This window comes from Variovorax sp. GW821-FHT10B04, from assembly GCF_059415645.1.
Genome location: NZ_JBWKNQ010000013.1, coordinates 26,451 through 43,894, shown reverse-complemented (window position 1 = coordinate 43,894; position 17,444 = coordinate 26,451). Strand labels below are relative to the sequence as shown.

Genomic DNA, 17,444 nt, shown 5'->3' with positions numbered 1-17,444 from the left:
CGACAAGAGAGATGACGAATCGAAAACTGATTGCCGGCAACTGGAAGATGAACGGCAGCCTGTCTGCCAATGAGGCCTTGCTGAAGGCGCTGCTGCAGGGCGCACAGCCGGCTTGCGATGTGGCGGTATGCGTGCCCGCGCCGTATCTGGCGCAAGTCCAGGGATTGCTCGCGGGCTCATCGTTTGCACTGGGTGCGCAGGACGTGTCCGCGCATCCGCAAGGCGCGTTCACCGGTGAGCAGTCGGCGGCGATGCTGCAGGATTTCGGCGTGCGTTACGCGATCGTCGGTCATTCGGAGCGTCGTCAGTACCACGGTGAAACCGATGACGCAGTGGCGGCCAAGGCGGCGGCGGCGCTGTCCAAGGGCATCACGCCGATCGTCTGCGTCGGAGAGACGCTGGCCGAGCGCGATACCGGACGCACGGAGGAGGTCGTCAAGCGCCAGCTGGCTGCCGTCATCCATGTGAACGGACATTGCATCAGCGAAATCGTGGTCGCCTACGAACCGGTCTGGGCAATCGGAACCGGCAAGACGGCAACGCCCGAGCAGGCGCAAGCCGTCCATGCGGTGCTGCGTGCGCAATTGCATCATGCGGCCAGCCAGCATGCGGCCGGGATCAAGATCCTTTACGGCGGCAGCATGAACGCGTCCAACGCCGCCGAGCTGTTGTCGCAGCCCGATATCGATGGAGGTCTCATCGGTGGCGCATCCCTCAAGGCGCCGGACTTCCTGCAAATCATTGCCGCCGCGCGTTGAGCGTGCGCGGTCTTCCCCTCAAGGAGTTACAAAGAGATGAACGTCGTTCTTAATATTCTGGTGGGCGTGCAGATGCTCGCCGCGCTCGCGATGATCGGGTTGATCCTGGTCCAGCACGGCAAGGGCGCCGACATGGGCGCCGCCTTCGGCAGCGGCAGTGCCGGCAGCCTGTTCGGTGCCAGCGGCAGTGCGAACTTCCTGTCGCGCACCACGGCGGTGCTGGCTGCGGTGTTCTTTGTTTGCACGCTGCTCCTGGCTTATTTCAGCCATGCGCGTCCTACGGGTGGCGGCAGCCTGCTGGAGCGCGCCGCGGTCGGCGTACCGGCACCTGCTGCACCCAATTCGGCGAACCAGATTCCTTCGACGTCTGCGCCTGCGCCGAGTGCGCCAGGCAGTGCTTCCGCGCCAGCTGTACCGGCGTCGGGTGCGGCACAGATTCCCTCGAAATAAACTAGTAAGATTGAGGCAGTCGCTCAGTGAAAAAAGCGACATTTCAGGGTAAACTCTAAAGCTGTTCCGGAAAGCCAAAGACCTCTGGTCTCCTCATGCCATCCGGACAGAAAAAACCGCGGTCGTGGTGAAATTGGTAGACACGCTATCTTGAGGGGGTAGTGGCGAAAGCTGTGCGAGTTCGAGTCTCGCCGACCGCACCAAATATCACTGGCAGGAAGCTTGCTTTCTGCCAGTGGCAAGCGGTGATAGAACCCTGATGAACCTCGAATCCTACCTCCCCGTCCTCTTGTTCATTCTGGTCGGTATCGGTGTAGGTATCGGACCCCAGGTTCTCGGATATGTCCTCGGCCCCAATCGGCCCGACGCGGCAAAAAATTCCCCTTACGAGTGCGGCTTCGAAGCTTTCGAAAATGCCCGCATGCAGTTCGATGTCCGCTACTACCTGGTGGCCATCCTCTTCATTCTGTTTGATCTCGAGATCGCCTTTCTCTTCCCGTGGGCCGTTGCCCTGAAAGAGGTGGGTGCGACCGGCTTCTGGGCGGTCGTGATCTTCCTGGCAATTCTTGTCGTGGGCTTTGCCTACGAATGGAAAAAAGGCGCTCTCGATTGGGAATAGCCGGATTCCGGCAACAAGGATAGTCATGGCCATTGAAGGCGTATTTAAGGAAGGCTTCGTCACCACGTCCTACGACTCGGTGGTGAACTGGGCCAAGACCGGCTCGCTCTGGCCCATGACCTTCGGTCTGGCCTGCTGCGCGGTCGAAATGATGCATGCCGCTGCTGCACGCTACGACATCGGCCGCTTCGGCGCCGAGGTGTTTCGTGCCAGCCCGCGGCAATCCGACCTGATGATCGTCGCCGGCACGCTGTGCAACAAGATGGCGCCGGCGCTGCGCAAGGTCTATGACCAGATGGCCGAGCCGCGCTGGGTGCTGTCGATGGGCTCGTGTGCCAATGGCGGTGGGTACTACCACTACAGCTATTCGGTGGTGCGGGGCTGCGACAGAATCGTTCCAGTCGATGTCTATGTGCCTGGCTGCCCGCCCACTGCGGAAGCGTTGATCTACGGAATCATCCAGCTGCAGCAGAAAGTTCGTCGAACCAACACCATTGCCCGGGCCTGAGCGGGATCGCCATGACAGTTTTTGCAATCGATCCTGGTGTTCTGAAGGACACGATCACGCTGGCCCTGGGCGACAAGGTGAAAAGCATCGACGTCGCGCTCGGCGAGGTGACGGTGCTGGTGAAGGCTGCCGATTACCTGGAAGCCATGCAGACCCTGCGCGATGCGCCGGGCTGCAAGTTCGAGCAGCTGATCGACATCTGCGGTGTCGACTATTCGACCTATCGCGACGGCGCATGGGACGGCCTGCGCTTCTGCGCCGTGTCCCATCTGCTGTCCGTCAGCCTGAATCAACGCGTCCGCGTCAAGGTGTTCTGTGCGGACGACGACTTTCCGGTGCTCCCGTCGGTGATGCACATCTGGGCATCGGCCAACTGGTTCGAGCGTGAAGCTTTCGACCTGTACGGCATCGTGTTCGAAGGCCACGAGGACCTGCGCCGCATCCTGACCGACTACGGCTTCATCGGCCATCCGTTCCGCAAGGACTTCCCGCTGTCGGGTCACGTCGAGATGCGTTACGACGAAGAGATGAAGCGCGTCGTCTACCAGCCGGTGAGCATCGAGCCGCGCGAGGTCACGCCGCGCATCATTCGCGAAGAAAACTACGGAGGCCTGCACTGAGGGGCTCCGGCTCCACGGTGAACGAACATGGCTGAAATCAAGAACTACACGCTCAACTTCGGACCCCAGCATCCAGCCGCCCACGGCGTGCTGCGCCTGGTGCTCGAGCTCGACGGCGAAGTCGTCCAGCGCGCCGATCCGCACATCGGCCTGCTGCATCGTGCGACCGAGAAGCTCGCCGAGCACAAGACCTTCATCCAGTCGCTGCCCTACATGGACCGTCTCGACTACGTGTCGATGATGAGCAACGAGCACGCCTACTGCCTGGCAATCGAGAAGCTGCTCGGCCTGGAAGTGCCGATCCGTGCGCAATACATCCGCGTGATGTTCGCGGAGATCACGCGTCTGCTGAATCACCTGATGTGGCTCGGCTCGCACGGCAACGACTGCGGCAGCTCGACCATCCTGATCTACGCGTTCCGCGAGCGCGAAGACCTGTTCGACATGTACGAGGCCGTCTCCGGTGCGCGCATGCACGCGGCGTACTTCCGTCCGGGCGGCGTCTACCGCGACCTGCCGGACACGATGCCGCAGTACAAGGTCAGCAAGATCAAGAACGCCAAGGCGCTCGCTCGCATGAACGAGAACCGCCAGGGCTCGCTGCTGGACTTCATCGATGACTTCACGAAGCGTTTCGTGAAGCACATGGAGGAGTACCACACGCTCCTGACCGACAACCGCATCTGGAAGCAGCGTACCGTCGGCATCGGCGTGATGGACGCCGACCGTGCGTTGAATCTCGGCCTGACCGGCCCGATGCTGCGTGGCTCGGGCGTGGCCTGGGATCTGCGCAAGAAGCAGCCATACGACGTCTACGACAAGATGGACTTCGATATCCCCGTGGGCAAGACCGGCGACTGCTACGACCGTTATCTCGTCCGCATGGAAGAAATGGCGCAGTCGAACCGGATCATCAAGCAGTGCGTCGACTGGTTGCGTGTCAACCCCGGTCCGGTGATCACCGACAACCACAAGGTTGCAGCGCCCGAGCGCGAGGCCATGAAGGCCAACATGGAAGAGCTGATCCATCACTTCAAGCTCTTCACCGAAGGTTTCCACGTGCCCGAAGGCGAAGCTTATGCGGCTGTCGAGCACCCGAAGGGCGAGTTCGGCATCTACCTGATCAGCGATGGCGCCAACAAGCCCTATCGCCTGAAGATCCGTCCGCCAGGTTTCGTCCACCTTGCCGCGCTCGACGAGATGTCGCGCGGCCACATGATCGCGGACACCGTCGCCGTGATCGGAACACTGGACATCGTGTTCGGAGAGATCGACCGATGAGCAACGAAAGCACTCCCGCACCCGGTGCGGCCATCACCGCCGCAACGCTCGAGCGCTTCGCACGCGAAGTCGCCAAGTACCCGGCCGATCAGGCGCAGTCGGCCGTGATGGCCTGTCTGTCGATCGTGCAGCAGGAACAGGGCTACGTGAGCCTGGCGAGCGAGAAGGTCATTGCCGACTATCTGGGCATGGCGTCGATCGCCGTGCACGAGGTCACGACCTTCTACAACATGTACAACCAGCACCCGACGGGCAAGTTCAAGCTCAACGTGTGCACCAATCTGCCGTGCCAGCTGCGCGATGGCGTCACGGCGCTGGTGCATCTCGAAAAGAAGCTTGGCATCCGCATGGGCGGTACCACGGACGACGGCCTGTTCACGCTGCAGCAGAGCGAATGCCTGGGTGCTTGCGCCGATTCGCCGGTGATGCTGGTCAACGATCGCACGATGTGCAGCTTCATGAGCAACGAGAAGCTGGACCAGCTCATCGACGGCCTGCGCGCCTCTTCGACCGGAGAAGCCAAGTGATGACGCCAGAACAAGTCCTGTCGCAATTCCAGGCGACGGGTGTCCAGACCTGTTTCCATGACCGCCACATCGGCGCGCAGATCTATGCGGGCCTCGACGGCACCAACTGGCGGCTCGCGGACTACGAGTCTCGCGGTGGCTACCAGGCGCTGCGCAAGATCCTGACGGAGGGCCTGACGCCCGATCAGGTGATCGCCGAAGTCAAGGGTTCCGGCCTGCGCGGCCGTGGCGGCGCGGGCTTCCCGACCGGGCTGAAGTGGAGCTTCATGCCTCGCCAGTTCCCGGGCCAGAAATACCTCGTCTGCAATTCGGACGAAGGTGAACCGGGCACATGCAAGGACCGCGACATCCTGCAGTTCAACCCGCACATCGTGATCGAAGGCATGGCGATCGCCGCATATGCGATGGGCATTAGCGTCGGCTACAACTACATCCATGGCGAGATCTTCCAGGCGTACGAACGCTTCGAGGAAGCGCTTGAAGAGGCGCGCGCCGCGGGCTATCTCGGCAACGCCATCATGGGCAGCAGCTACAACTTCCAGTTGCACGCCGCCCACGGCTTTGGTGCCTACATCTGCGGCGAAGAAACCGCGCTGCTCGAGTCGCTCGAAGGCAAGAAGGGCCAGCCGCGTTTCAAGCCGCCGTTCCCGGCGAGCTTTGGCCTGTACGGCAAGCCGACCACGATCAACAACACCGAGACCTTCGCGGCAGTGCCCTGGATCATCCGCAATGGCGGTCCGGCCTACCTCGAGTGCGGCAAGCCGAACAACGGCGGCACGAAGATCTACTCGGTCAGCGGCGACGTCGAGTTGCCAGGCAACTACGAAGTCCCGATGGGCACGCCGTTCAGCAAGCTGCTGGAACTGGCGGGTGGCGTGCGCAAGGGCCGTCAGCTCAAGGCCGTGATTCCGGGCGGCTCGTCGTCGCCGGTGCTGCCGGCCGACATCATGATGGCCTGCACGATGGACTACGACTCGATCTCCAAGGCCGGCTCGATGCTGGGCTCGGGCGCCGTGATCGTGATGGACGACAGCCGTTCGATGGTCGAATCGCTCAAGCGCCTGTCGTACTTCTACATGCACGAATCCTGCGGCCAGTGCACGCCGTGCCGCGAAGGCACGGGCTGGCTCTGGCGCGTGGTCGATCGCATTCACAACGGGCAGGGCAGGGCGTCCGACATGGACCTGCTGAACTCGGTGGCCGACAACATCCAGGGACGCACGATCTGTGCGCTCGGCGATGCGGCCGCGATGCCCGTGCGCGCGATGATCAAGCATTTCCGCCACGAGTTCGAGGCGTTGATTCCGGGCTTCGTCCCCAAAGCGCCTGCCAAGGCCTGAGCGCGGGAAACTGATATATGGTTGAAATCGAACTCGACGGCAAGAAGGTCGAAGTGACCGAAGGCAGCATGGTGATGCATGCAGCCGACAAAGCGGGCACGTACATTCCCCACTTCTGCTATCACAAGAAACTCAGCATTGCGGCCAACTGCCGCATGTGCCTGGTCGATGTGGAAAAGGCGCCAAAGCCGATGCCGGCCTGTGCCACGCCCGTGACCCAGGGCATGATCGTCCGCACCAAGAGCGAGAAGGCCATCAAGGCCCAGCAGTCGGTGATGGAGTTCCTGCTCATCAATCACCCGCTGGACTGCCCGATCTGCGACCAGGGCGGCGAATGCCAGTTGCAGGATCTGGCCGTGGGCTACGGTGGTGGTTCCTCGCGCTACGAAGAAGAGAAGCGCGTCGTGTTCCACAAGGACGTCGGCCCGCTGATCAGCATGGAAGAGATGAGCCGCTGCATCCATTGCACGCGCTGCGTCCGCTTCGGCCAGGAGATGGCCGGCGTGATGGAGCTCGGCATGATCCATCGCGGCGAGCATTCCGAAATCACGACCGTGCTCGGCGAGACGGTCGACTCGGAACTCTCCGGCAACATGATCGACATCTGCCCGGTCGGCGCGCTCACCAGCAAGCCTTTCCGCTACAGCGCCCGGACCTGGGAACTGTCGCGCCGCAAGTCGGTGAGCCCGCATGATTCGACGGGCTCGAACCTGATCGTGCAGGTCAAGAACAACAAGGTGATGCGCGTCGTTCCGCTCGAAAACGAGGACGTGAACGAATGCTGGATTGCCGACCGCGACCGTTTCTCGTACGAGGCATTGAACAGCGACGCGCGGCTGACGCAGCCGATGCTCAAGCAAGGCGGCAAGTGGCAGTCGGTCGATTGGCAGACGGCCCTTGAATACGTGGCCAATGGCCTGCGCCAGATCAAGACGGACCACGGTGCATCGACGATCGGTGCACTGGTCAGCCCGCACAGCACGCTCGAAGAACTGGCACTGGCCGGCGCGCTGGTGCGCGGTCTGGGCAGCGAGAACATCGACTACCGCCTGCGCAGTGCCGACTTCACGCCGGCCAGCGGTGTCCGCTGGCTCGGTACTTCGATCGCTTCGCTGTCGCAACTGCAGCGTGTGCTCGTCGTGGGTTCGAACCTGCGCAAGGACCATCCTCTGTTCGCGCAGCGGATCCGCCAGGCAGTCCGCAAGGGTGCCGCTGTCCATGTGGTCGGATCGAGCGTCGAGCTGTCGACGCCGGACGCCTGGGCGATGTCGCTGGCTGGCGTGCAGACCGTGGCCGCAAGCGGCTGGCTCGGTGCACTGGCCGATGTGGCTGCGGCCATCGGTGCCGAAAAGGGTGTGTCCGCACCCGTCGCTGGTGAAGCGACCGAGTCGGCCAAGGCGTTTGCGGCTTCGCTGCTGGGTGGCGAGCGCAAGGCGGTGCTGCTGGGCAATGCGGCTGCGCACCACGCGCAGGCGTCGCAATTGCTGTCGTTGGCGCAGTGGATCGGTGAACAGACCGGTGCAAGCGTCGGTTACCTGACCGAAGCGGCGAACACCGTGGGCGCCCAATGGGCGAAGGCCCTGCCGGGTGCAGGTGGACTGAACGCCGCACAAATGCTGTCGGGTGGCCTGAAGGCCGTGCTGCTGCTGAACAACGAGCCCGAGTTCGACTCGGCGGCTGGTGCCGCCGCGCCGGCAGGCCTCGAGCATGCGCAGATGGTCGTGACGCTGAGCCCGTTCAAGGCCAATCTCGCATTCAGCGATGTGTTGCTGCCGATCGCTCCGTTCACTGAAACGCCAGGTACCTTCGTCAATGCCGAAGGTCGTGTGCAGAGTTTCCATGCCGTGGTGAAGCCGCAGGGCGAAGCCCGTCCGGCCTGGAAGGTGCTGCGCGTGCTCGCCAATCTGCTCGGGCTGCAGGGTTTCGACTTCGAATCCTCCCAGGACGTGCTCGCGCATGTGCGCAATGGGCAGGACGCCGCGGCGACACACCTGCCGGCAGACCTGCTGAGCAACGCAGCGCCGACGGGTATCGATCTCAAGGCGGCAGACGCTGTCGTGGCGCCGGTTACCGCGCGCATCTATCAACTGGACGGCACCGTGCGCCGCGCCACGTCGCTCCAGCTGACCGCCGATGCGCGCGGCAGTGCGCACGCCGTGACGGGTACGAAGCCAACGCTCGACGAGGTGACGGCATGATCGATTCCATCTACGGCTTTGGCCGCGGATTGATCTCCGCGCACTGGTGGGTGGCTGGTGGCTGGCCGGTGGTGTGGAGCCTCATCAAGATCATCTGCGTGCTGTTGCCGCTGCTGGGCGCCGTGGCTTACGCGACGCTGTGGGAGCGCAAGTTCCTGGGCTGGATCCAGGTTCGCCATGGCCCCAACCGCGTCGGGCCCTTCGGTCTGCTGCAACCCATCGCCGATGCGCTGAAGCTGCTGACCAAGGAACTGATCAACCCGACCGCTGCTGCGCCAGGGCTGTTCCGCCTCGGACCGATCATGGCGATCATGCCGGCGCTTGCTGCCTGGGTGGCGATTCCGTTCGGCCCGGAAGCGGTGTTGGCCAACGTCAATGCCGGTCTGCTGCTGATCATGGCGATCACCTCGATCGAGGTGTACGGGGTGATCATCGCCGGCTGGGCTTCGAACTCGAAGTACGCCTTTCTGGGCGCATTGCGCGCATCGGCCCAGATGGTCAGCTACGAGATCGCGATGGGCTTCTGCCTCGTGATCGTGATCATGGTGTCCGGCAGCCTGAACCTGGGCGATGTCGTCGCCGTGCAGGGCAAGGGCATGGGCGCCAACATGGGCCTGGGTTTCCTGTCCTGGAACTGGCTGCCGCTGTTGCCGGTCTTCATCGTCTACGTGATCTCCGGTGTGGCCGAAACCAACCGCCATCCGTTCGACGTGGTCGAAGGCGAAGCGGAAATCGTGGCCGGCCACATGGTCGAGTACTCGGGCATGGGTTTCGCGATCTTCTTCCTGGCCGAATACGCCAGCATGTGGCTCGTGTCGATCCTGGCCGCGTTGATGTTCCTCGGCGGCTGGCTGTCGCCGGTCGGCTTCCTCGACTTCATTCCAGGATGGATCTGGCTGGGCCTGAAGACCTTCTTCGTGCTCACGCTCTTCATCTGGATCCGCGGTACGTTCCCGCGCTTCCGGTACGACCAGATCATGCGTCTGGGCTGGAAGATTTTTATTCCGGTCACCTTGGTGTGGCTGCTGGTGGTCGGGGGCTGGATGCAGACGCCCTGGAACATCTGGAAATAAGCGGAGATACACACGATGTCAGCTGTTGCTGCCTCCCCCTTTTCGGTCAAGGATTTCCTCAAGAGCTTCATGCTCACGGAACTCTTCAAGGGCATGGTCCTGACCGGACGCTACGCCTTCCGCCGGAAGATCACGGTTCAGTTCCCGGAAGAAAAGACGCCGCTGTCGCCGCGTTTCCGTGGACTGCATGCACTGCGCCGCTATGAAAACGGCGAAGAGCGCTGCATCGCCTGCAAGCTGTGCGAGGCCGTCTGCCCCGCCGTGGCGATCACCATCGAGTCGGAAGTGCGTGACGATGGTTCGCGCCGTACCACCCGCTACGACATCGACCTGACGAAGTGCATCTTCTGCGGCTTCTGCGAAGAAAGCTGCCCGGTCGATTCGATCGTCGAGACCCACATCCTCGAATACCACGGCGAAAAGCGGGGCGACCTGTACTTCACCAAGGAAATGCTGTTGGCCGTCGGCGATCGCTACGAAACCGAGATCGCGGCCAACAAGGCCGCCGACGCCAAGTACCGTTAACGGCAGACGCCCGAAAAGAAAAAATCCATGGACGTCAAGACTGGCTTCTTCTATCTGTTCTCGTTGGTGCTGCTCTTCGCAGCCTTTCGAGTCATCACTGCGCGCAACCCCGTGCATGCGGTGCTGTATCTGATGCTCGCGTTCTCGCAGGCATCTGCCGTGTGGCTCCTGCTGCAGGCCGAATTCCTCGCGATCGTCCTGGTGCTCGTGTACCTGGGAGCGGTGATGGTGCTGTTCCTGTTCGTCGTGATGATGCTCGACCTCAACATGGACAGCTTGCGAGAGGGCTTCTGGAAGCATTTCCCGCTGGCGGCACTCGTCGGCGTGGTGATCGCGCTCGAAATGGCCTATGTGCTGATGGGCGGCTTCCGCGAGATGCCCGTCGCCGCCGTGCAGGGCGCCGCCGCGCAGGTGTCGAACACCAAGGCGCTGGGGATCCTGCTCTATACGCAATATCTCTATCCGGTGCAGATCGCGGCCGTCATTCTGGTGGTCGCGATGATCGCGGCGATCGCACTGACGCTGCGCCAGCGCAAGGACACGAAGTTCGTGGCCGTCAGCGATCAGGTCCACGTCAAGGCACGTGACCGCATGATGCTGGTCAAGGTCGATGCGACCAAGCCTTCGGTGCCGCCCGTACCGCCAGCTGTCGAGGCAGCACCTGCCGCCACTGGGGAGAAGAAGGCATGACTTTGACGCTTCCACACTATCTGTCGCTCGGCGCCATGCTGTTCGCGATGTCGGTGATCGGCATCTTCCTGAACCGCAAGAACCTGATCGTGCTGCTGATGTGCATCGAACTGATGCTGTTGGCGGTGAACATGAACTTCGTCGCCTTCTCCCATTACCTGGGTGACATGCACGGACAGATCTTCGTGTTCTTCATCCTGACCGTCGCTGCAGCCGAATCGGCCATCGGCCTGGCGCTGCTGGTGCTCCTGTTCCGCAACAGGTCGAGCATCAACGTCGACGAACTCAACTCGCTCAAGGGATAACAAGAGTTCACCATGAGCGCTACGCTTTCTGCATCCACCCTGCTGGCGGTTCCGCTGGCACCTCTGGTCGGCTCGGCCATTGCCGGCGTCTTCGGTACCAAGTTCGGCGGCAATCACATCGGCCGCAAGGTCACCCATTCGCTGACGATCCTCGGCGTGCTGGTCGCCTTCATCATTTCCGCGATCACGCTGCGCAGCGTGATCGTCGATGGCGCGCGCTTCAACGCGACGCTGTACGAATGGATGATGGTCGGCGGCCTGAAGATGGAAGTCGGCTTCCTGGTCGACGGCCTGACCGCCATGATGATGTGCGTCGTGACCTTCGTGTCGCTGATGGTGCACATCTACACCATCGGCTACATGGAAGAGGACGAGGGCTACAACCGCTTCTTCGCCTACATCTCGCTGTTCACCTTCTCCATGCTGATGCTCGTGATGAGCAACAACATGCTCCAGCTGTTCTTCGGCTGGGAAGCGGTGGGCTTGGTGTCCTACCTGCTGATCGGTTTCTGGTTCAACAAGCCCACGGCGGTCTTCGCGAACATGAAGGCCTTCCTGGTGAACCGCGTCGGCGACTTCGGCTTCATTCTGGGCATCGGCCTGATCGCGGCCTATGCAGGCACGCTGAACTACGCCGAAGCCTTCACCAAGGTCGACGCGCTGTCCAAGCTCACGTTCCCGGGCACCGAGTGGATGCTCGTCACGGTGATCTGCATCTGTCTGTTCATCGGCGCGATGGGCAAGAGCGCGCAGTTCCCGCTGCACGTGTGGCTGCCGGATTCGATGGAAGGCCCGACCCCGATCTCCGCGCTGATCCACGCAGCGACCATGGTGACGGCCGGTATCTTCATGGTGGCGCGCATGTCGCCGCTGTTCGAACTGAGTGACACGGCGTTGAGCTTCATTCTCGTGATCGGTGCGATCACGGCGCTGTTCATGGGCTTCCTGGGCATCATCCAGAACGACATCAAGCGCGTTGTGGCGTATTCGACGCTGTCGCAGCTCGGCTACATGACGGTCGCACTGGGCGCATCGGCCTATTCGGTCGCCGTGTTCCACCTGATGACGCACGCCTTCTTCAAGGCGCTGCTGTTCCTCGGTGCGGGCTCGGTCATCATCGGCATGCACCACAACCAGGACATCCGTTGGATGGGCGGCGTGCGCAAGTACATGCCGATCACCTGGATCACCTCGCTGCTGGGTTCGCTGGCGCTGATCGGTACGCCATTCTTCGCAGGCTTCTACTCGAAGGACAGCATCATCGAAGCGGTCCATGAGAGCCATCTGTGGGGCTCGGGCTTCGCGTACTTCGCGGTGCTGGCCGGTGTGTTCGTGACGGCGTTCTATTCGTTCCGCATGTACTTCCTGGTCTTCCACGGCAAGGAGCGCTACGACCAGAATCCGGACGCGCATCACGACGACCATGGCCATGACGACCATGATCACGGCCACGATCATCACGATGCCCACACGCCGCACGAGTCTCCGTGGGTCGTCTGGCTGCCCCTGGTGCTGCTGGCCATTCCGTCGGTCGTGATCGGTTTCATCACCATCGAGCCGATGCTCTATGGCGAGTTCTTCAAGGACGCGATCTTCGTGAACGGCAACACGCACCATGCGATGAAGGAAATGGAAGAAGCCTTCCACGGTCCGGTCGCGATGGCACTGCATGGCCTGACCACGGCACCGTTCTGGCTTGCGCTGGCTGGCGTCGTCCTGTCGTACTACATGTACATGATCAACCCGGCGTTGCCCGCGGCGATCAAGCGCGCATGCGGCCCGGTGTACCGCCTGCTGGAAAACAAGTACTACCTCGACTGGATCAACGAAAACATCGTCGCCCGTGGCGCGCGTGCCCTGGGTACGGCGTTCTGGAAGGGTGGTGATCAGGCGGTGATCGACGGGGCCATCGTCAACGGGTCGTGGAAGCTGATCGGCCGCATCTCGGGCATTGTTCGCTGGATGCAGTCGGGCTTCATCTATCACTACGCGTTCGCGATGCTGCTGGGCATCTTCGTGCTCATGACGTATTTCGTCTGGTTCAACAAGTAAGCGCGCGCGCTGGAGAAAAACAAAAATGGGTTTGTTGAGCCTTGCCATCTGGATGCCGATCGCGTTCGGCGTCCTGTTGTTGGCTTTCGGTCGTGATGAGCACGCGAAGACCGTTCGCTGGGTTGCTCTGGTCGGGTCGATCCTGAGCTTCCTCGTCACGCTGCCGCTCTATACGCGCTTCCAGAACGGAACCGCCGCGATGCAGTTCGAGGAGAAGTTCGGCTGGATCGAACGCTTCCACGTGAACTACCACCTCGGTGTCGACGGCCTGTCGCTGTGGATGGTCCTGCTGACGGCCTTCATCACGGTCATCGTCGTGATCTCGGCCTGGGAAGTGATCACCGAGCGCGTGAACCAGTACATGGGCGCGTTCCTGATCCTGTCGGGCCTGATGATCGGCGTCTTCTCGGCGCTCGACGGTCTGCTGTTCTACGTGTTCTTCGAAGCCACGCTGATCCCGATGTACCTGATCATCGGCATCTGGGGCGGCCCGAACAAGATCTACGCGGCATTCAAGTTCTTCCTGTACACGCTGCTCGGCTCGCTGTTGATGCTGGTCGCGTTGATCTACCTGTACAACAAGTCCGGCGGCAGCTTCGACATCCTGACGTGGCACAAGCTGCCGCTCGCGAGCGGTGCGCAGAGCTTCCTGTTCTTTGCCTTCTTTGCGGCTTTTGCGGTGAAGGTTCCGATGTGGCCCGTGCATACCTGGTTGCCCGACGTGCACGTCGAGGCGCCGACCGGCGGCTCCGCCGTGCTGGCCGCCATCATGCTGAAGCTCGGTGCCTATGGCTTCCTGCGCTTCTCGATGCCGATCGCGCCCGATGCCTCGCGCGAATGGGCCTGGCTCATGATCGCGCTCTCGCTGATCGCCGTGATCTACGTCGGCCTGGTGGCGCTGGTTCAGCGTGACATGAAGAAGCTGGTGGCGTACTCGTCCGTGGCGCACATGGGCTTCGTGACGCTGGGCTTCTTCATCTTCAACGACCTCGGCGTGTCCGGTGGCATCGTGCAGATGGTGGCCCACGGCTTCGTGTCGGCGGCGATGTTCCTGGGCATCGGCGTGCTGTACGACCGCATGCATTCGCGCCAGATCGCCGATTACGGCGGCGTGGTCAACACCATGCCCAAGTTCGCGGCCTTCGCGCTGTTGTTCGCCATGGCCAATTGCGGCCTGCCGGGTACCGCTGGTTTCGTGGGCGAGTGGATGGTGATCCTCGGTGCGGTCAAGGCCAACTTCTGGGTCGGCCTGGGGGCTGCAACCGCACTGATCTTCGGCGCGGCATACACGCTGTGGATGTACAAGCGCGTGTACCTGGGCGCAGTCGGCAACGACCACGTCAAGGAACTGAAGGACATCGGCGCGCGCGAATTCCTGATGCTGTCGCTGCTGGCGATCGCCGTGCTGTGGATGGGCCTCTATCCGAAGCCGTTCACCGATGTGATGAATGCGTCCGTGAGCGAATTGCTGCGCCACGTGGCGATGTCCAAGCTGCCTGCCTGAGCCCGAGCTGAACAAGAGAACGAGATGATTGACAAACTCAGCTGGATCACGATCTATCCGGAAATAGTGCTGCTGGCCATGGCCTGCATCATCGCGCTGGTCGACCTGTCGACGACCAGTGCTCGCCGTACCCGCACCTATGTGCTCACGCTGTTGACCCTGGCTGTCGTCGCGGTCATGACCGGCATGGCTGCCGCCGGCGGCAAGACGGTTTACGGTTTCGGCGGCATGGTCGTGAGCGACCCGATGGGCAACTGGCTCAAGTGCTTCGCGTCCGTCGCGTTGATGGTCACGCTGGTCTATGGTCGCCCGTACGCTGCCGATCGCGACATGCTGCGTGGCGGCGAGATGTTCACGATCAGCATGTTCGCGCTGCTCGGCATGTTCGTGATGATTTCCGGCAGCAACTTCCTGCTGATCTATCTCGGCCTGGAACTGCTGACGCTGTCGAGCTACGCGCTCGTCGCGCTGCGCCGTGACCATCCGCTCGCGAGCGAAGCCGCGATGAAGTACTTCGTGCTGGGCGCAATGGCCAGTGGCTTCCTGCTCTACGGCCTGTCGATGATGTACGGCGCCACGGGTTCGCTCGACATCAATGAAGTGTTCAAGGCCATCGCGAGCCGCAACGTGAACCACCAGGTGCTGGTGTTCGGTCTCGTGTTCGTGGTTGCCGGTCTGGCCTTCAAGGTCGGCGCAGCGCCTTTCCACATGTGGGTGCCCGACGTGTACCAAGGTGCTCCGACGGCGGTCACGCTGCTCATCGGCGCCGCACCCGAGCTGGCTGCGTTCGCGATCATCATCCGTCTGCTGGTCGAAGGCATGCTGCCGCTGGCGATCGATTGGCAACAGATGCTCGCGCTTCTGGCCATCGCATCGCTGCTGGTCGGCAACCTGGCGGCCATCGCGCAGACGAACCTGAAGCGCATGCTGGCCTACTCGACCATCTCGCAGATGGGCTTCATGCTGCTCGGCCTGGTGGCCGGCGTGGTCAACGGCAACACGTACAACGCGCAGTTCGCATACAGCGCATCGATGTTCTACATCCTGACCTATGTGCTCACCACGCTCGCGAGCTTCGGCATCATCCTGCTCCTGGCCCGCGAAGGCTTCGAAAGCGAAGAGATCGTCGACCTGGCAGGTCTGAATCAACGCAGCCCGCTGTATGCCGCGGTGATGGCCATCGCCATGTTCTCGCTGGCTGGCTTGCCGCCACTGGTGGGTTTCTACGCCAAGCTCGCCGTGCTGCAGGCCCTGATTGCTTCCGGGCAGGCCGTCTATATCGGACTGGCCGTGTTCGCGGTGATCATGTCGCTGATCGGCGCGTTCTACTACCTGCGTATCGTCAAGGTCATGTACTTCGATGCGCCTGTCACGGCCACCACCGTGTCGGCACCACGCGACGTGCGTGCGGTGCTCACATTGAACGGTGCGCTCATTCTGATTCTCGGCATCGTTCCCGGCGGCCTGATGACGCTGTGTGCGAACGCGATCGTGGCAACGCTCGCGAACAACTGATCGGCGAATCCACCGATGTCTCAGACCGCCTCGGTCTGGCTTGTCTTGTTGGCGGCCCTGGTGGCCGCCAATTTGCCTTTTGCCAATGAACGGCTGCTCGCCGTGATTCCGCTGCCTGTCGCTGCGAACACGAAAACGCTGGCCATGCGGATGGGCGAACTGGTCGTGCTGTATTTCGTGGTTGGCGCACTCGGACTGTTGTTCGAGCGGCGCGTCGGCCAGATCGCGCCGCAGGGCTGGGAGTTCTATGCCGTCACCGGAGCCTTCTTCGTCGTGCTCGCGTTCCCTGGCTTCACCTGGCGCTACCTGCTCAAACATCGGAACTAGATCCATGGACGACGCCCATCTGAGAGAAGAACGCATCGACAGCCGTGTGCTGGCCGATGGCAATTTCCTGCACGCCCGCCACGACACCGTTCGGCTGCCCGACGGCAAGACAGCGACGCGTGAATATGTGATCCATCCTGGCGCAGTCGTCGTGGTGCCGATGCTTGATGACGGCCGTGTGGTGCTCGAGCGCCAGTTCCGCTACCCGGTCGGCCAAGTGATGATCGAGTTTCCGGCGGGCAAGCTCGATCCGGGTGAGGACATCCTCTTTTGCGGCCAGCGCGAATTGCTCGAGGAAACCGGCTACACGGCGACCGAGTGGGCCTACGCAGGAAAGATGCATCTGGCGGTCGGGTATTCGACCGAGATCATCCATGTCTACTTTGCGCGCGGGCTCTCGCTGGGTGAACGCCATCTGGACCAGGGCGAGTTCCTCGACGTGTTCACGGCGACGCCGGACGAGTTGCTGGGCTGGTGCCGCGATGGCAGCGTGACCGATGCGAAGACGCTGACCTGCGCTCTGTGGCTCCAGAATTTCCTGTCCGGCGCATGGGCGCTCGACTGGCACGCGCACGCCACGGAACACCGCGGTTGATAATTCGCGCATGAAGGTCCTCAACCTCCAATGCGCGCACGGCCATGGCTTCGAAGGCTGGTTTGCGTCCAATGACGCCTTCGACACGCAGCTCGCCGCCGGCTTGGTCGAGTGCCCGATGTGCGGTGATACGGCCGTCGTCAAGATGCTGTCGGCACCGCGCCTGAACCTCGGCAATGCCAAAGCGCCCCAGGCGGCGGAGGCACCTTCCAGGAATGCGGTGGCAGAGGCTTCGTCACCCGAAGCGCGCTGGATGCGCGCGGTCCGCGAAGTGATGGCCAAGACCGAGGATGTCGGAGACCGTTTTGCCGACGAGGCGCGCAAGATGCACTACGGCGAGACCGAGGAGCGCGGCATCCGGGGTCAGGCGACGCGTGAGCAGGCCGAGCAACTCATCGATGAAGGCATTGCCGTGATGCCCCTGCCGTTGCCGGCAGCGCTCAAGGAAACGCTTCAGTAAGCCCCAGGCTTTCAGGCAAGACGGACAACAAGTGCCGGACCGGCATTGGCTGCAGTGCAGCCGCAGCCGGGCCATCCCCATCGCGATCCGGATCGAT

19 protein-coding genes and 1 tRNA gene are annotated in these 17,444 nt (G+C 62.2%); all 20 read left to right on the top strand.

The window, feature by feature from the left end:
• Positions 1-11: 11 nt before the first annotated feature.
• Positions 12-758: a triose-phosphate isomerase gene (gene tpiA / locus AC07PZ_RS25910; protein WP_495298170.1), complete on the top strand. Its 747-nt coding sequence runs from the start codon at positions 12-14 to the stop codon at positions 756-758.
• 36 nt (positions 759-794) lie between these two features.
• Positions 795-1,208 (top strand): preprotein translocase subunit SecG, encoded by a 414-nt coding sequence (gene secG / locus AC07PZ_RS25905; RefSeq protein WP_495298036.1) that lies wholly within the window; start codon positions 795-797, stop codon positions 1,206-1,208.
• Positions 1,209-1,326: 118 nt separating this feature from the next.
• Positions 1,327-1,411 (top strand) — tRNA-Leu (locus AC07PZ_RS25900).
• A 56-nt stretch (positions 1,412-1,467) separates the two neighbouring features.
• A complete protein-coding gene (locus AC07PZ_RS25895) occupies positions 1,468-1,827 on the top strand; it encodes an NADH-quinone oxidoreductase subunit A (protein ID WP_495298035.1) in 360 nt (119 codons plus the stop codon).
• A 25-nt stretch (positions 1,828-1,852) separates the two neighbouring features.
• Positions 1,853-2,335, top strand: a complete 483-nt coding sequence (locus AC07PZ_RS25890) for a NuoB/complex I 20 kDa subunit family protein (protein WP_140839331.1) — start codon at positions 1,853-1,855, stop codon at positions 2,333-2,335.
• A gap of 11 nt (positions 2,336-2,346) precedes the next feature.
• Complete coding sequence (locus AC07PZ_RS25885; protein ID WP_495298034.1) at positions 2,347-2,955, top strand: NADH-quinone oxidoreductase subunit C; 609 nt, start codon at positions 2,347-2,349, stop codon at positions 2,953-2,955.
• 27 nt (positions 2,956-2,982) lie between these two features.
• Positions 2,983-4,236, top strand: coding sequence for an NADH-quinone oxidoreductase subunit D (locus tag AC07PZ_RS25880; RefSeq protein ID WP_495298033.1), 1,254 nt, complete (start codon positions 2,983-2,985; stop codon positions 4,234-4,236).
• Positions 4,233-4,763 (top strand): NADH-quinone oxidoreductase subunit NuoE family protein, encoded by a 531-nt coding sequence (locus tag AC07PZ_RS25875; protein ID WP_495298032.1) that lies wholly within the window; start codon positions 4,233-4,235, stop codon positions 4,761-4,763. Before AC07PZ_RS25880 ends, AC07PZ_RS25875 begins: the two co-directional genes overlap by 4 nt.
• On the top strand, positions 4,763-6,103 hold the full coding sequence (nuoF, locus tag AC07PZ_RS25870; protein ID WP_495298031.1) for an NADH-quinone oxidoreductase subunit NuoF: 1,341 nt from the start codon (positions 4,763-4,765) through the stop codon (positions 6,101-6,103). Before AC07PZ_RS25875 ends, nuoF begins: the two co-directional genes overlap by 1 nt.
• 17 nt (positions 6,104-6,120) lie before the next feature.
• On the top strand, positions 6,121-8,301 hold the full coding sequence (nuoG, locus tag AC07PZ_RS25865; RefSeq protein ID WP_495298030.1) for an NADH-quinone oxidoreductase subunit NuoG: 2,181 nt from the start codon (positions 6,121-6,123) through the stop codon (positions 8,299-8,301).
• Complete coding sequence (gene nuoH / locus AC07PZ_RS25860) at positions 8,298-9,374, top strand: NADH-quinone oxidoreductase subunit NuoH (RefSeq protein ID WP_495298029.1); 1,077 nt, start codon at positions 8,298-8,300, stop codon at positions 9,372-9,374. The genes nuoG and nuoH overlap by 4 nt, the downstream gene beginning before the upstream one ends.
• 15 nt (positions 9,375-9,389) lie before the next feature.
• Positions 9,390-9,899, top strand: a complete 510-nt coding sequence (gene nuoI / locus AC07PZ_RS25855; RefSeq protein ID WP_495298028.1) for an NADH-quinone oxidoreductase subunit NuoI — start codon at positions 9,390-9,392, stop codon at positions 9,897-9,899.
• A gap of 27 nt (positions 9,900-9,926) precedes the next feature.
• A complete protein-coding gene (locus tag AC07PZ_RS25850) occupies positions 9,927-10,589 on the top strand; it encodes an NADH-quinone oxidoreductase subunit J (RefSeq protein WP_495298027.1) in 663 nt (220 codons plus the stop codon).
• Positions 10,586-10,894, top strand: coding sequence for an NADH-quinone oxidoreductase subunit NuoK (nuoK, locus tag AC07PZ_RS25845; protein ID WP_495298026.1), 309 nt, complete (start codon positions 10,586-10,588; stop codon positions 10,892-10,894). Before AC07PZ_RS25850 ends, nuoK begins: the two co-directional genes overlap by 4 nt.
• A 12-nt stretch (positions 10,895-10,906) precedes the next feature.
• Entirely contained in the window at positions 10,907-12,946 is a 2,040-nt protein-coding gene (nuoL, locus tag AC07PZ_RS25840; protein WP_495298025.1) for an NADH-quinone oxidoreductase subunit L, read from the top strand.
• Positions 12,947-12,971: 25 nt separating this feature from the next.
• Positions 12,972-14,450, top strand: a complete 1,479-nt coding sequence (locus AC07PZ_RS25835) for an NADH-quinone oxidoreductase subunit M (protein WP_495298024.1) — start codon at positions 12,972-12,974, stop codon at positions 14,448-14,450.
• A gap of 24 nt (positions 14,451-14,474) precedes the next feature.
• Positions 14,475-15,965, top strand: coding sequence for an NADH-quinone oxidoreductase subunit NuoN (gene nuoN / locus AC07PZ_RS25830; RefSeq protein ID WP_495298023.1), 1,491 nt, complete (start codon positions 14,475-14,477; stop codon positions 15,963-15,965).
• 15 nt (positions 15,966-15,980) lie between these two features.
• Entirely contained in the window at positions 15,981-16,292 is a 312-nt protein-coding gene (locus AC07PZ_RS25825) for a DUF2818 family protein (protein WP_495298022.1), read from the top strand.
• Positions 16,293-16,296: 4 nt separating this feature from the next.
• Positions 16,297-16,887 (top strand): NUDIX domain-containing protein, encoded by a 591-nt coding sequence (locus AC07PZ_RS25820; protein WP_495298021.1) that lies wholly within the window; start codon positions 16,297-16,299, stop codon positions 16,885-16,887.
• A gap of 10 nt (positions 16,888-16,897) precedes the next feature.
• Entirely contained in the window at positions 16,898-17,347 is a 450-nt protein-coding gene (locus tag AC07PZ_RS25815) for a DUF1178 family protein (protein ID WP_495298020.1), read from the top strand.
• Positions 17,348-17,444: the final 97 nt, after the last annotated feature.